General features: G+C 71.4%; 8 protein-coding genes. 5 read left to right on the forward strand and 3 right to left on the reverse strand.

All coding sequences use genetic code 11. The annotated features are described in order from the left end of the window. Nucleotides 1-24: 24 nt before the first annotated feature. Complete coding sequence (locus ACWEPL_RS54180) at nucleotides 25-1,554, reverse strand: class I adenylate-forming enzyme family protein (RefSeq protein WP_452441168.1); 1,530 nt, start codon at nucleotides 1,552-1,554, stop codon at nucleotides 25-27. A 97-nt stretch (nucleotides 1,555-1,651) separates the two neighbouring features. On the opposite strand from ACWEPL_RS54180, the gene ACWEPL_RS54185 reads away from it, so the two are divergent. Together ACWEPL_RS54185 and ACWEPL_RS54190 are read left to right on the forward strand one after the other, a co-directional pair. After that, entirely contained in the window at nucleotides 1,652-2,338 is a 687-nt protein-coding gene (locus ACWEPL_RS54185) for a sulfotransferase family protein (RefSeq protein ID WP_363972191.1), read from the forward strand. A gap of 83 nt (nucleotides 2,339-2,421) precedes the next feature. After that, nucleotides 2,422-3,762 (forward strand): leucine-rich repeat domain-containing protein, encoded by a 1,341-nt coding sequence (locus tag ACWEPL_RS54190; protein ID WP_452441169.1) that lies wholly within the window; start codon nucleotides 2,422-2,424, stop codon nucleotides 3,760-3,762. A gap of 2 nt (nucleotides 3,763-3,764) precedes the next feature. Here the strand turns inward: ACWEPL_RS54190 and ACWEPL_RS54195 are convergent, their stop codons facing one another. After that, nucleotides 3,765-4,664: an LLM class flavin-dependent oxidoreductase gene (locus ACWEPL_RS54195; protein WP_363972195.1), complete on the reverse strand. Its 900-nt coding sequence runs from the start codon at nucleotides 4,662-4,664 to the stop codon at nucleotides 3,765-3,767. Nucleotides 4,665-4,844: 180 nt separating this feature from the next. On the opposite strand from ACWEPL_RS54195, the gene ACWEPL_RS54200 reads away from it, so the two are divergent. The 3 genes from ACWEPL_RS54200 (at nucleotide 4,845) to ACWEPL_RS54210 (ending at nucleotide 13,324) form a co-directional block, all read left to right on the forward strand. Next, nucleotides 4,845-5,432, forward strand: a complete 588-nt coding sequence (locus ACWEPL_RS54200) for a TetR/AcrR family transcriptional regulator (RefSeq protein WP_452441171.1) — start codon at nucleotides 4,845-4,847, stop codon at nucleotides 5,430-5,432. 111 nt (nucleotides 5,433-5,543) lie between these two features. After that, on the forward strand, nucleotides 5,544-12,293 hold the full coding sequence (locus ACWEPL_RS54205) for an NACHT N-terminal helical domain 7-containing protein (RefSeq protein ID WP_452441172.1): 6,750 nt from the start codon (nucleotides 5,544-5,546) through the stop codon (nucleotides 12,291-12,293). A 107-nt stretch (nucleotides 12,294-12,400) separates the two neighbouring features. Then, the gene (locus ACWEPL_RS54210) at nucleotides 12,401-13,324 is read left to right on the forward strand and encodes a hypothetical protein (RefSeq protein WP_452441173.1); all 924 of its coding nucleotides are present in this window, start codon (nucleotides 12,401-12,403) and stop codon (nucleotides 13,322-13,324) included. A 214-nt stretch (nucleotides 13,325-13,538) separates the two neighbouring features. Here ACWEPL_RS54210 and ACWEPL_RS54215 read toward each other — a convergent pair. Next, nucleotides 13,539-14,885: phospholipase A2 (locus ACWEPL_RS54215; RefSeq protein ID WP_452441174.1), on the reverse strand; the 1,347-nt coding region annotated here is incomplete at its 5' end.

Raw genomic sequence — 14,885 nt, forward strand, 5'->3', positions numbered from 1 at the left:
AACGAGGTGATTGAACGGACAACCTCAGTGTTGGCGGGCAATTCTCAGAATTTGCTCAGAGAGGGCGCGTTTGTCGGGCTTGCCGCTGGTGGCGAGGGGGACAGCGGGGACGATCGTGATCGTCTGGGGAACGCTGTCCTCGCCGAGCCGCGCGCGTACCAGCGCCCTCAGCGCGCCCCGGTCCGGGGTCCGGCCCGCGGCCGGGACGACGAACGCGTGCACGGCCTCGCCCGTGTCCTCGTCCGGGGCGCCCACCACGTACGCCTCGTCCACGCCGGGGTGATCGGTCAGCGCGCGCTCGATCGGGCCGGCGTACACCACCATGGCGTTGACCATGATCACGTCGCGGGAGCGGCCGGCCAGGTGGAGGAAGCCGTCCCCGTCCACGTGGCCGAGGTCGCGGGTGCGCAGCCAGCCGTCCTTCAGGGTCTCGCGGGTCTCCTCCTCGTCGCCCCAGTAACCCCGCATCAGGTACGGGCTGCGTACGTGGATCTCGCCCGTCACGCCCGGGGGCAGCTCGCGGTCGTGCTCGTCGCGCACGCTGATCTCGACCCCGGGATGCGGGCGGCCGACGGGCTCCAGCACGCCGGCGGCGATGTGGTCGGGGGTGAGCATGGCGATGTTGCCCGCCTCGGTCTGGCCGTAGCCCTGGTAGACGACCGGGCCCAGCTTCTCGACGGCCTCGGCCAGCCGCCGCGCGCTGATGGGCGACCCCGAGACCATCAGCGCCCGCAAGCTGCTCACATCCACCTTGTCCAGAAATTTCAGCATCTGGAAGAGCCGGGGCACGGTGATGATCGAGCCGGTGATCCGGTGGCGCTCGATCGCGTACGGGAACATCGGCCGCCCGTCGTCCTCCGGGATCACCGCCGTGCCGCCGCCGAGCAGGCACGGCGCCACGAACTCCATCACGACCATGCTGGCCAGCGTGCCGAACAGCAGGTACCGCTCGAAGGCCCCGGCGAGCCCGGCCGCGACAGGCGACCACACGCGCGGCTGCCACGCCCAGTGCTCGCCGAGCGCCCGATACGTGATCGCGCACCCCTTCGGGCGGCCGGTGCTGCCGCTGGTGAAGGTCAGGGCCGCCACGTCGTCGGGGCGGGCGGTCACGGTCAACGGCCGTCCGTCGTCGGGGTGCGCCAGCAGGTCGCCGGCGCCCGTACAGGGGCCCAAGGACAGCGCCGGCCGGCCGGGGAGGTGACGGGCCGCGGCGCGGCGCAGGTCGGGGGTCGCGGTCGCGGGGTCCACGAGCAGGGCGTCGATCTCCATCCCCAGCACGTGGGCGAGCTGCCCCTCCGGATAGCCGGGCCGGATGCCGACGACCCGGCAGCCCAGCGTGTGCGCGGCCATGTGGGCGGCGAACGCCTCCGGCGTGACGGCCGTGCGCACCGCGACGGCCCGCCCAGGACCCAGGCCCGCGGCGCGCATCGCGCCCGCCAGCCGCCGGATCAGCTCCAGCAGCTCGCCCCTGGAGAGCGTCCTGTCGCCGTGCTCGAAGGCCGGTCGATCCGGGGCGTCGCGCAGCGCGTCGAGCAGAGGCTGCGGGAAGGCCATCTGCGCCTCCTCCGTGCTTTCATATTTCCGGATTTATCGCGACATTAGACGGCACAGATCAGAGACCCATCAGAGACGTGCAGGTGGTGAGCGCGACGTGAAAGTGATCGGCGCGGGCTTCGGGCGCACGGGCACGCGGTCGCTCAAGGCGGCCCTCGAGATCCTGGGCTTCGGCCCCTGCTACCACATGTCGACGGTCATCGCGGAGCCGTACCGCGTCCGGCAGTGGCTCGACGTCGGGGAGGGCCGCTCCCGCGACTGGGACGCGCTGTTCACCGGCTTCCGGTCGGCGCTCGACTGGCCCGCCTCCGCGTACTGGCGCGAGCTGGCCGAGCACTACCCGGACGCCAAGGTCGTCCTGACCGTCCGCGACCCCGCCCGCTGGTACGACAGCGTCAGCGAGACCATCTTCCGCAGCGCCCTGGAGGAGCGCCGGCTCCCCCTGCGCCGCCGGGTGACCCGCTGGCTGGTGGCCCGCCGCGCGCCGGACTTCGCCCTCTACCCGCGCATGGCCAGGGCGACCGTCATGGACCGCGTCTTCGGCGGCCGCATCGACGACCGCGACCACGTCCTCGACGTCTACGAACGGCACGCGGCCGAGGTGCGGGCGGCGATCCCGGCGGAGCGGCTGCTGGTGTTCGAGGTGCGGGACGGGTGGGAGCCGCTGTGCGGGTTCCTCGGCGTGCCCGTGCCGGAGATGCCGTTCCCGCAGGTCAACGAGCGGGCTGCGTTCCGCGCGAAACGGCCGCGCCGGCTCCTTCGGCTGATCGTGCGCGGCCGCTGACGGCGCCCCGGCTCGCCCGCACGATCGGCCGAGTGTTCCCGAACGCCATCCAGGAAGATCGCGAATGCGTAGGGTGGCATGGCATGAACCTGGACCTTTCCGACTACCGCGCCAAACTGGCGTCCGCGTCCCCGGAACGTGCCTGGAAAACCCTGCGTGAGCTCGCGCTGCGCGGGGAGGGCGACGCGCTCGCGCTGGCCGCGGAGTTCGCGGAGATCGCCGAGCCGTCGTCCGAGAAGCTGCTCAGGCTGTGGCCCCAGGCGCTCGACCCCGACGCCTTCGCCGAGCACCTGCTCGCCCCCGCCTTCGACGACGAGGGCCGTACCGAGCTGGAGCTGCGCCGGCGTGACTCGCTCACCGGGCTGCGCCACCTGACGATCCTGCGGACGCTGGTCCTGGACCACTGCAAGGGCCTCACCGACCTCTCCGAGCTCGCCGCGCTGACCGAGCTGCGCGAGCTCAAGCTGGATGGCTGCGCGGCCGTCAGCGACCTGCGGCCGCTCGCCGGGCTCATCGGCCTTGAGGTGCTCGAGGTCACCAGCTCCCCCGCGATGTCCGACGTCTCCCCGCTGCTCGGCCTGCGCAACCTGCGCCGTCTCAGCCTGCGCAGCAGCGGGGTGACCAGTGTCGAGGGGTTCGGCGAGGCGTTCCCGTACCTGGACTGGCTCGGTCTCGACAACTGCCGGTTCATCGAGGACATCCGGCCGCTGTCCGGGCTGCGCCGGCTGACCGAACTGGACGTGAGCCGTACCAAGATCACAAGCATCGACGGCCTGTACGGCCTCGACTCCGTGACCGATCTGCACATGCACTGCGCCCGCCTGACCAGCCTCGACGGCATCGCCGCCATGCCCGCGCTCGAACGGGCGTATCTCAGCGGCTGCACGAAGCTGAAGAGCCTCGACGGCCTCGGCCACCACCCCCGCCTGACGAACCTCGGCCTGCCCAGCGCGCCACTCCCCGACCTGCGCCCGCTGTCGCGGCTGCCCGCCCTGGCCGGGATCACCGTCGAGAGCTTCACCAAGCTCACCTCGCTCGACGGGCTCGAAGGGCACCCGTCGGTCAGCGAGGTGTACCTGGCCTACACCGACCTCATGACGGACTTCTCCGCGCTCGCGCGCATGCCCGCCCTGCGCACCCTGACCCTTCAGGGGCTGGACCACCTCTCCGACCTCAGCCCGTTCGCGGGGCTGCTGAACCTGGAGGAGCTCTACGTCGCCTGCACCGGACGCCTGACCACCCTGGACGGGCTCGAGGGCCTGCTCTCCCTGCGCACCCTGCACCTCTACGACTGCGGCTCGCTGAGCGACCTGGGAGAGGTCGGCGGCTTCCCGTCGCTCAAGGAGGTCACCGTGAGCCGCTGCCCGGCCCTGCCGCCGGACCTCCTGTCCGACCTGCGCGCCCGTGGCCTGCTCAGCGACTGAACTCAGCGACTGAACTCGGCGGCGGCTCGGGCCGACGTGGTGATGAGCTCGTCGGCGACCCACCGCGCGACGCCGGCGGGGTAGGGCGCCGACAGTCCGAGGACGATGTGCCGGAAGCCGGCGTCGAGCGCCTCGCCGATCGCGTCCCGGGTGATGTCGGGCTGGTCGTAGGAGACCGGCAGGTGGATCGAGCGGATGATCGAGGCGGGGTCGCGGCCGAGCTCGGTGCAGTAGCGGTCCAGCAGCCGGCTGCGGCGGACGACGTCGTCGATGTCGCCGCCGGGGATGTTCCACAGGTCGGCGTGCTCGGCGGCCACGCGCAGCGTCGGGCCCGAGCGCCCGCCGATGAGGATGGGCGGGTGAGGGCGCTGGACGGGTTTGGGGTTGCAGAACGCCCCGGTGAGCCGGACGTAGGTGCCGTGGAAGTCGAACGGTTCGTCCTCGGTCCACAGCCGCCGGATCACCGTGCACGCCTCGGCGAGGCTCCCCACGGCGTGCGCGGCGTCGTGGAAGGGCAGGCCGTGTGCGTCGTACTCGCGCCGGGCCGAGGGCCAGCCGGGCCGCGAGCCGGCGCCGATGCCGAAGTCGAGCCGTCCGCCGGAGACGATGTCGACGGTCGCGGCGATCTTGGCCAGCAGCGCGGGCGGCCGGAAGCGGTTGCTGGTCACGAGCAGGCCGAGGCGCAGCCGCCGGGTCTGCGCGGCCAGAGCCGAGAGCAGGGTCCAGCCTTCGTACGTCGTCCCGTCGGGGTCGCCGAAGATGGGCAGGAGATGATCGAACAACCATGCGTGCTCGATCTCCGGGATCGTGTCCGCCTCGCGCCAGACCCGCAGGACGTCCTGGTAGTCGACCTGCGACGGGGCGGTCATGATCCCGAAGCGGGGCCGGGAGGTGTGCAACATCGGGCCGCTGATCCTTTCGGTCGTTCAATCGGAACACGGTTCAGCGCGGTGCTTCCTGGCCGCGCCTGACTTGGTGACCAGAGCTCTGCTCTGGCATCATGAGCAATCGGAACCTAGTTCCGATTACGATAAGGAACGCGGTTCCGCTTTGGCAAGCTCGGCAGCGGAGGAAGCGGCACGGTGAACGAGGGCGGCACGGGGCGGGCGGCCCCGCGCAAGCGGGCCGACGCCCGGCGCAACGAGAGGACGCTGCTCGACGCCGCCGCGGCGGTCTTCGTGACCTCGGGCGTCGAAGCGCCCGTGCGCGACGTCGCGGCCAGGGCGGGAGTCGGGGTGGCCACGATCTACCGCCACTTCCCGACGCGGGCGGACCTCATCATCGCCGTCTACCGGCACCAGGTCGAGGCCTGCGCCGAGGCCGCTCCGACCCTGCTGGCGAGCGGCGCGACCCCGCACGCCGCACTGGGGCGATGGATCAACCTGTTCGTCGACTTCCTGGTCACCAAGCACGGGCTGGCCGCCGTGCTGCGGTCGGACGACGCCGGCTTCGACACGCTGCACGCCTATTTCCTCGACCGGCTCGTGCCCGCGTGCGCCCAGCTCCTCGAAGCCGCGGCCGCCGCCGGCGAGATCCGCTCCGACGTGGACGCCTACGAGCTCATGCGCGGCGTCGGCAACCTCTGCATCGGCGCCGACACCGATCCCCGCTACGACGCACGCCGGCTGGTCGAGCTCCTCATCGCAGGACTGCGCCTGCCGCACCGCTAGGGTCGGCGAGGCCGCGGATCAGCGTTCCGGATGCCGGACGAGCCGGTCTTCCGCCCCCCGAAGTGAACAAACTGATTCACACGCTCCCCGCCGCGATAGAGGATCGTGGACATGGCGAAGGACTACCGGTACGCCGACGCCGTTCGGCTCCTGGGCGGCGCCGATCCGGCGGTCGAGAAGATCGACCTGCTGCTCAGCATCGGCACGCTCGGACTCTGGGACGTGATCGACGCCAAACAGCAGTTCGTGCAGGTGGGCAACACCCTCCTCGGCCGGTGGCGCGAGTGGCGCACCGGCCGCGAATGGCACAGCCGTACCGAACGCATGGAGGCCGCGCACACGATCCTGGTCATCACGGCGTTCTTCGAGGCGGTCGACTCCCTCGATCTGCCGTTCAGCTCGCAGGACCTGCGGATGAGCAGGGAAGAGCAGGCGAAGCTGGCCGGGCATTCGGGCATCGACCTGTCGCGTGGCCTCCCCCGTCCTTCGCCGTACCTTCCTTTCGAGCAGGCCAAGCGAGCCGTCCTCGAGTTCTACGAGACGTACGGTCATCGCCTGCGGTCGTTCGTCATGAGACTGAAGGTCTGGGACGGGCTCGGTCCGTCCGAGCGGGAGAAGGTCGTCGCCCAACTCGAGCGGAAGCTGCCGGAGACGGCCGTCCGGCATTACGAGGACCGGTACCGGAGGCTGGCGCTCGACGTCCCGGAGTTCGCGCTGTGGGCGGGGATGATCGAGCATCAGGCGACGAGAGCAGGCCTGGCGGAGCTCGAGCGGTTGCTGTCCCTGGTCACCTCGGGCGCCGCCCTCCCGGCCCAGCTGACCACCCTGAGCAGGCTGCACCGCACGGCTCTGAAGGAACCGCTGGCGGCGACGAGGGGACAGGACGAGACGGCCGCCGCCGTACGGTTGCCGACCGTCGAGGAGGCCTATGTGACGCCTCGCTTCCGTACGAGCGAGGTGCGCCACCCCACCGACCCCAGCCTCGAAGCGTGGTGGGACGACCTGGAGGTCCGCGATGACCTGCCGCGGTTCCTCGCCGGCTTTCTCACCCGGTCGGCGGCGAGCGAGGTGCCGTTCGTCATCCTCGGCCAGCCCGGCGCGGGCAAGTCCCTGCTGACCAAGGTCCTGGCCGCCCGGCTGCCGGAGGGACGGTACCTGCCGGTCCGGGTGCCGTTGCGGGACGTGGCGGCGAACGCCGACATCCAGGAGCAGATCGAGCAGGCCGTCTACCGGCTCAGCGGTGAGCGGCTGGAGTGGCCCGCTCTGGCCAGGAGCGCCGAGGGCGTCCTGCCCGTGGTCCTGCTCGACGGCTTCGACGAACTGCTGCAGGCGACCGGGGTGCGCCAGTCCGACTACCTCGAGAAGGTGGCCCGGTTCCAGCGGCGCGAGGCCGATGCCGGTCGGGCGGTCGCGGTCGTCATCACCTCGCGTACGGCCGTCGCGGATCGGGCCGCGTTCGTCCCCGGCACCGTGGTCGCCAGGCTCGAACCGTTCAACGAGGCGCAGATCGACCGCTGGCTGACCGCCTGGAACGCCAGGAACGACGCCTATTTCGTCCGGCAGAGGATCAGGCCGCTCGCTCTGGACGTCGCGCTCGCCCAGCGAGCCCTGGCGGAGCAACCGCTGCTCCTGCTGATGCTCGCGCTGTATGACGCCGACGGGAACGCGCTGAGCAAGGACGCGGCGGAGTTCCGGCAGACGGAGCTCTACGAACGGCTGATGCGCAGATTCGTGGAGCGGGAGCTGGAGAAGGCCTATCCCGAGGACCAGGTTCCGTTCCTGCTCGAACGCGAGATGCTGCACCTGTCGTACGTCGCGTTCGCGATGCTGAACCGGGGCCGCCAGTGGGTGACCACGGCCGAACTGGACCACGATCTGTCGGGACTGGAGTTTCCCGCGCAGGTACGCACCGGCACCTTCGCCACTCCGCTCACGGCCGGGGAACTCGCCATCGCGAAGTTCTTCTTCCTCCATCGCGCACAGGCCACCCGCGACCACGACGTGGTGCAGACCTACGAGTTCCTGCACGCGACCTTCGGCGAGTATCTCACCGCCCGGCTCATCTCCACCCTGCTGGGTGACCTGGCCGTCAAGCAGTCGGGCCTGGTGGTGACCGAGGTCGACGACGGGCTGTTGCAGGCCCTGCTGTCATGGTCGGCGCTGTCGTCCCGTACCACCGTCGTCTCCTTCCTGCGGGAGCTGGCCGAGGCGAAGGGCGCGGAGAACCGCTGGGGCGAGCTCGTCACGTGGCTGAGCCGCCGGTTGGACACGCGGTTGAGCGTGCCGTACCCGAACTACCGCCCGCGCACGGCCGGCCTCCCGCAGCGCCACGCCTACTACTCCGCCAACCTGCTGGTGATCGCGCTGGCCTGCCTGGCAGTCCTCAGGGCCGGCGCGTTGCTCCCGGGGCACGAGGACCCGCTCACCGAGTGGCGGCGCCACACCCTGCTGTGGCGCTCGCAGTGCGCGGCCGGCGAATGGGCGAGCCTGATCAACCTGGTGCAGGCGGACATCGTCGCGCTCCAGGACGGCGAATGGGACGGCGAATGGGACATCGAGCTGCGGCTCGACCTGAACGGCTCGACGCCGCAGCCGATCGCCGGCGACTGGGTGGAGAACGAGCCACCCGGCGACCACTCCATCTGGCACGGCGCCTTCCCCCCACCTCGAACACCGTCCGCCGAGGCGATGCTCGACGTACCGCTGCCGGTGGCGGAGCCGGCCGACGGGGCGAGCCTGCTGGACCGGGTCGCCGAGGTGTGCGAGGCCCGGTACGAACACGCCCAGATCCGCACGGTGCCGGCTCACCCCCCGTACCTGCTGATGACCGTCCCCGAGGACGGGTTCGTCCGCCAGTACCTCATCGGCGCTCACCTGGGCCGGGTCACCGAACCCGACGTGGAGGCGTTCCTGCGGCACGTGCACGCCGCCGTGCCAGGCCCGGGATCCGAACTGGTCTACCAGGGGCCCGCACCGGCCACGGCGGTGCGCGACTACGCCACGCGCAGAGGGCTCAGGCTGCGCAGCTTCATCGAATTCCAGGGCCTGCTCGACCTGTCGGACTATGTGGCCGAGCAGACCAGGCGGCTGCGCTCCGACCGGCGCTACCCGCCCGACCTGTACGTACCCCAGCGGTTCAGGGAGCTGGACCGTCCCCAGCCGGGCGTACAGGAGGACCTGGCCGAGGAGCTGATGCGGCTGCTGGCCGCCGACCACGGACGGTTCATGCTGGTGCTGGGCGACTTCGGCCGGGGCAAGACGTTCGCACTTCGCGAGCTGGCCCGGCGCATCCCGGCCGAGCTGCCGCACCTGACGCCAGTCTTCATCGAGCTGCGCTTCCTGGAAAAGGCCCAGTCGATGGACTCCCTGGTGGCGGCGCACCTCGCCGCGCACCACGAGCGGTTCATCGATCTCAAGGCGTTCCACTACATGCTGCGCCAGGGGCGGATCGTGCTGCTCTTCGACGGCTTCGACGAGCTGGTGACGCGGGTCACCTACGACCGGGCGGCCGACCACCTGACCACGCTGCTCGCCGCGGCCCAGGACAAGGCCAAGATCGTGGTCACCAGCCGTACGCAGCACTTCAGGTCGCACCATCAGGTCCTCACCGCGCTGGGCGAGATGGTGGGCATGCTGCCGCAGCGCCGGGTGCTGGCCGTGGAGGACTTCACCCCCGCGCAGGTGCGGGCGTACCTGCTCAACAGGTACGGCGACGAGCAGGCCGCCGACGACCGGTTCGCGCTGATCGGCGGCATCTCGGATCTGCTGGGCCTGGCCCAGAACCCGCGCATGCTCAGCTTCGTCGCCGACCTGCCCGGCGATCGGCTGCGCACGGTGGCGACGACGGGCGGCGCGATCAGCCCGGCAGGGCTGTACGAGGAGATCCTGACCTCGTGGCTGGCCTTCGAGGAGCGGCGGGCCGGGGTGCCGGGCTCGGCGGCGGTGCTGAGCACCGAGGAGCTGTGGCAGGCGGTGACGGCGCTGGCGCTGCGGCTGTGGGAGTCCGGGAAGTCGCTGCTGGACCTGGACGAGCTGACCGAGATCGGCGAGACGCTGACATCGCTCGCCGACGGGCGGCTGTCGGCCGCGCAGGCGGCGCACGCGGTGGGGTCGGGCAGCCTGCTGGTGCGGACCGAGGAGGGGATGTTCGGGTTCATCCATTCCTCGGTGATGGAGTGGCTGATCGCCCGGCATGTCGCCCTGGGCGACCCCGCGCCGCTGCCGCGCCGGCACTTGTCGACGCTGACCGTGGACTTCCTGTGCGATCTGGCGGACGTGCGGTGGCTGCGGTCGTGGGTGACGGAGACGCTGGCCGACGCGGGTGCCGACGACGTCTCGCGGGCCAACGCGATGAAGATCGCCGGCCGGCTGCGGCTGCCCGCCGGCCCCGATCTACGGGGGGCCCGGCTGACCGGCGAGGACCTGTCGTACCGGGATCTCTCCGGCGTCGACCTGAGCGGGGCGGATCTCACCGACGCCCGGCTCGTGGGGACCAACCTGGCGCGGGCGGTGCTGCGGGACGCCCGGCTCGTGGGTGCGCGACTGGACGAGGCCGTACTGACCGGGGCCGACCTGCGTGGAGCGGACCTGACCCGGGCCAGGCTGGCCCGGGCCGACCTGCGCGACATCGCGACCGAGGGCAGCCGCTGGGACCGCGCGGCACTGATCGACGTGACCCTCTCACCGGCGCTGCCCGACGACCCCGCCCTGCACGGCGCCGCGATCGCGCCGGGCCGGCCGGTGGCCGTCGAGGTGGCGCCCGCGCTGCTCGGCGTGCCGTACGGCCATCGCCACGAGAGCGGCCGCCTGCCCGAGCCGATCGCCTACCACCCCGACGGCAACACCCTGGCCGTGGGCAGCGACGACGGCGGCGTGCTCATCTGCGACACCGCCACCGGCTTGCCGCTGCGCACCCTGTACGGGCACCGGGGACGCGTCCACAAGACCGCGTACGCCTCCGGCACGCTGGTCACCGGCGCCGACGACGGCACGATCCGCCTGTGGGACCCCGCCACCGGCGAGTGCCTGCACGTGCTCACCGGGCACCCGGAAGGCGTCTGGCCGGTGGTGCTCAGCCCATCCGGTGAGCGGGTGATGGCCGGCGGCGCCGACGGGGTGCTGCGCGTGTGGTCGGTGCGCACAGGGGAAACGGTGGCGACCCTGCCCGGCCACTCCTCTCCGCTCCACACCGCCGCGTTCGCCGGCGACCTGCTGGCGACCGGCGACGCCACCGGCGCGATCAGGGTCTGGGAGTTGGCCTCCGGCCGGGTGCGGCACGAGCTCGCCGGCCACGGCGGCGCGGTGCATCGGCTGGCGCCCGGCCCGGACGGCCGCCTGCTGGCAGCCGGGTACGCCACGGGCCTGATCCGCCTGTGGGACCCGCACGAAGGCTCGCTCGTACGGGAGCTCCCCGGCCACGCGGGCCCGGTCCGCACGCTGTCCTTCGACCCCAACGGGCGGCTGCTGGCCTCAGGAGACGCCACGGGCGCGGTACGGCTGTGGGACGTGGCCGACGGCACTCCTCGCAGAGCCCTGCCGGGTCACGACACCGCTGTCCACCAGGTGCTGTTCAGCCCCGACGGGCACGTGCTGGCCAGCGGGGACGCACGCGGGGTGGTGCGGCTCCAGCGGCTCGACGGTGAGCAGGTGGAACTGACGGGGCACCATACCTCGGTGTGGCCGTTCGCCTTCCGGCCCGACGGCCGGCAGCTCGCCACCAGCGGCAACGACGGCACGGTGCGCCTGTGGGACGCGCTCACCGGCCGGAGCCGGCGCATCCTGCGCGGGCACGGGCGGCGGATCTCCACAGTACGGTTCAGCGCCGACGGCTCGATGCTGGCGACCGGCGGCAACGACGGCGTCGTACGCGTGTGGGAGCCGTGGACCGGGCGGCAGCTGCGGCAGTTCACCGGCACCTCCGACCGGCTCGTCTCCGCGGCGTTCTCCCCCGCCGGTCCGCTGCTGGCGACCTCCACCAACGACGGCGGCGTGCACTTCTGGAACGCCGCCACGGGTGAGCACGAGCGCGAGCTCAACGCCAGCACCGACCAGGTGTGGGCCGAGGCGTTCAGCCCTGACGGGAGCATGCTGGCCATCGCCGACGACGAGGACGGCGTCAGGATCTGGCACCACCCGACCGGGCGGCTGGCGGCCGAGCTGACGGACCACCTCGGGCGGGTGCGCGCCATCGCGTTCAGCCCCGACGGGCGGCTCGTCACCACCGGCTGCGACGACCGTCGCGTACGGCTGTGGGACGCCGAGACCGGCACGCTGCGGGTCCAGCTGATCGGCCACGACGACCGCGTCCACGCGGTGGCCTTCCACCCGTCGGGCGACCGGCTGGCCAGCGCCGGCCACGACGGCACGGCCCGCGTCTGGGACGTGTCCACCGGGGAGTGCCTCAACGTGCTCCGGGAGGGGACCGGCCGGTTGTGGGCAGCCGCTTTCAGCCCCGACGGGTCGTTGCTCGCCACAGCCGGCGACGACCTCGCCGTACACCTTTGGGATCCTGAGACGGGCCGCCGGCTGCACACCCTGACCGGGCACACCCGGCGCGTCGTCTCGGTGGCCTTCGCACCGTCGGGCGATCTCCTGGCCAGCGCCGGCGACGACGGCGGCGTCATCCTGTGGGACGTCGGTCCCGGCACGGCCCCGGCGCGGCGTGCCACCCTGCTCGGCCTGCCGGACGGCTGGGTCGCGCTGACGCCCGACGGGCGCTACAAGCAGATGGGCGAGGTGGCCGGGCAGTTCTGGTTCGTCGTCGGGATGCGCCGGTTCGAGCCTGGCGAGCTCGACCCGTACCTGCCGTCGGTCCGTCAGGTCCCGCTGGACCACCCTCTCCGGGGAACTCCCGGCACATGAGGCGCCGCACCCGGTCGGTCGGCGGGCGGCAGAAGCGACCTGTCACACCCGCACGCTAGATTCACTCCAACCACATTTGATCTTCAGTCACCACCTGGATGTACGACATGCACCCCCTCATCGTCACCTTGGCCCTTGTCACCGCCGCTCCCACCACCGCCCACGCCCAGACAGCCGAACCCGACCCGGTGGCGGGCCTGCGTTCGCTGCTCGTCCGCGGCGCCGGCGCGACGGCCGAGTTCTACGGCCAGGCCTCCACGGACCTGTCCAAGGAGGTGCAGCTGAACGGCCGGCGAACCTTCATCGGAAGCGGCATGGGACTGCGCGGAACCAGCAAGGTCAAGCTGGGCCGGGCCGGCGTGATCGCCTCGGAGCACACCCGGCAGCTCAGCGTGAGCAGCAAGGAGCTGATGGTGGAGGAGGCGCCCAAGGACCCTTACTTCGCCGGAGTGCTCGCCACGGTGGGGACGCTGCGCACCATCAGCGTGGGCGGCTGGCAGTACCAGCTCGCGCCGCGGGCGAAGACCTGGGTGCGCACCGGCCGGGCCAGCGGCGCCGCGGCCGCGTACGGCGACCAGTTCATCAACGTCCTGGAGCCGGCCACACTGCGCAAGCTGCTGGCCACCAAGACCCGCAAGACCGTCGGGCCCTGGACCACGGATCACACCACCGGCCGCAAGCAGCGGATCTACAACCTGACCGGGACGATCAAGCTCAAGGAGCTCTATCGCGTCTCCCCCAGCTTCCGCGAGGCGGCGGGGACCGCGACCCTCGGGACGTCTGAGGTGACATGGACGTACATGTACGACGACCGCGGATGGCCGTACCGGGTCGGCTGGCGCTTCTACGCGCACCCGCGGCCCGAGGTCCCGGGGCTCGGACACGACCGGATCCTGCGGGGGCACCTGGCCACGCAGTACCGGAACTGGGACAAGCCCATGACGATCACCGCGCCCCAGGCGAAGCCGGGCCGGGGACTCGCGGTGGACGACCTCGCCGACGTCCTCAGCGCCCCCGAGCGCCGCAAGTGAGGAACGCGCCGTAATCGCCTGGGCGTGGAGACGAGCTCCGCTGTTCTCCCTCCACCACCGCCTGGCAGGACAAGGGGAGGGCGACCATCACCCGATCGCCGCCCTCCCCTACATGGCCACCCCGTCGACATCGCGACCGGCCGGCCCCGCCTGTGCGCCTCCAGGTGCACCCAACCTCATGCACCGCCGAAGGAACTCCGAGCTCAGGCCGTTCTCACGGGTTGCCGTACTTCTTGACGAACTGGTAGTACGTCCATGCCCATGCCCTGCAGTCGGGCCGCACCAGGATGAAGTAACCCCCGCATACCTTGTCTCGCATGGTGATGTAGAACCGGTTGTCCACGTCAAGCTTTCGCGTACGGGTGTTGTCGAGGTAGTACTTGTACTTCTTCTTCTGGTTGGCGATCAGGCCGTACCCGTAGTCGTGGGAGTCACAGGCCGGTCGCATATCGAAATTGTGGGGCTTGTCCGGAGACTTCGTGCAGTGGTCGTAGTAGATGCCCCGGACCTTGAAGCCGCTGGCGGTCCGCTTCCAGTCGGGCTTCCGCCATTTGCCGCCGTGCCATGCCCAGGCCGAGCAGCCCGACTTCGTGTACCACATCCAGGTGACGGCAGTGTTGCACTTCTTCGGGTAGGACTGCGGGGGATCCACGCCGTCCGGCAGGAAGTCACTGGCCGGCGGCTCGGTGGCGTTCGGGTCGTCGAGCCCGGCCGCGCCCTCGGTCGGCCCGCCGTTGGCCGGCATGTCCGTGCCGGTGGCGACCACCTGGGGAGCGGCGACGCCTGCCGGGAACGACAGCTGCCAGCCGCCGCTGGTGATGGACTCGATCGACGACAGGCGCCCCACCGAGTCGTAGGCGTAGGTCCCCTGGACGGCGCCGACGCTGGGATCGCTCGCGGTGCGCAGCAGGCCGTTCAGGTCGTAGGCGTAGCTCGCCTCGATCTGCGGCGCCTCGGTGCCGTAGGTGACCGCGATCTCCTTGAGCCGGCCCGCGTAGTCGCCGTTGGCGGTGCCGGTGGCCGTGGTGGCCGTGGCGTAGGTGAACCTGGTGACGGTTGCGGGGGTCGCGGCGCCGGCCGGCTCCTTCACCGCGCTGACGCGGCCCTGGGCGTCGTAGGCGATCGTGGACTTGCCGAAGGCGGTGCTGCCCACATCGGTCACCCGCCAGGGATCGGCGCTCGGCGCCCCGGCCGGCCGGGCCCAGGTGTAGGTGAGCTGGAGGTCGCCGGTGCTGATGGGGGTGCCGTCGGCGGTGGCGAAGGTGTCGTCGCCCGCCTCCACGGGGCCCGGATCCGTCACGAGCGTCTCGACCGTCGTGGTACGCATCGCCCCGATGACGGCGTCCCACTTGGTGGTCTCGGTGATCTTGGACCCGCCGGCGGCCTCGTATGTCTGGACGCCGCCACCGTCGGGGAAGGAGACGCTGCTCTTCAGGGGATAGCTGGTCGACGTCCCCTCATCGAGCTCCGTGACGACGATGGTGCCGTTCTGGTTCTCGAGTTTCCGGTTGATCTCTCCGCCGGCGAACTCGGCCTGCCAGCCCGGCCCGAAGACGCCCAG

It is taken from the genome of Nonomuraea sp. NPDC004186 (assembly GCF_053603495.1).

Coding starts and splice junctions, on each gene's coding strand:
- ACWEPL_RS54180 (WP_452441168.1), bottom strand. CDS start 1,554: ATGGCCTTCCCGCAGCCTCTGCTCGACGCGCTGCGCGACGCCCCGGAT.
- ACWEPL_RS54190 (WP_452441169.1), top strand. CDS start 2,422: ATGAACCTGGACCTTTCCGACTACCGCGCCAAACTGGCGTCCGCGTCC.
- ACWEPL_RS54195 (WP_363972195.1), bottom strand. CDS start 4,664: ATGTTGCACACCTCCCGGCCCCGCTTCGGGATCATGACCGCCCCGTCG.
- ACWEPL_RS54205 (WP_452441172.1), top strand. CDS start 5,544: ATGGCGAAGGACTACCGGTACGCCGACGCCGTTCGGCTCCTGGGCGGC.
- ACWEPL_RS54210 (WP_452441173.1), top strand. CDS start 12,401: ATGCACCCCCTCATCGTCACCTTGGCCCTTGTCACCGCCGCTCCCACC.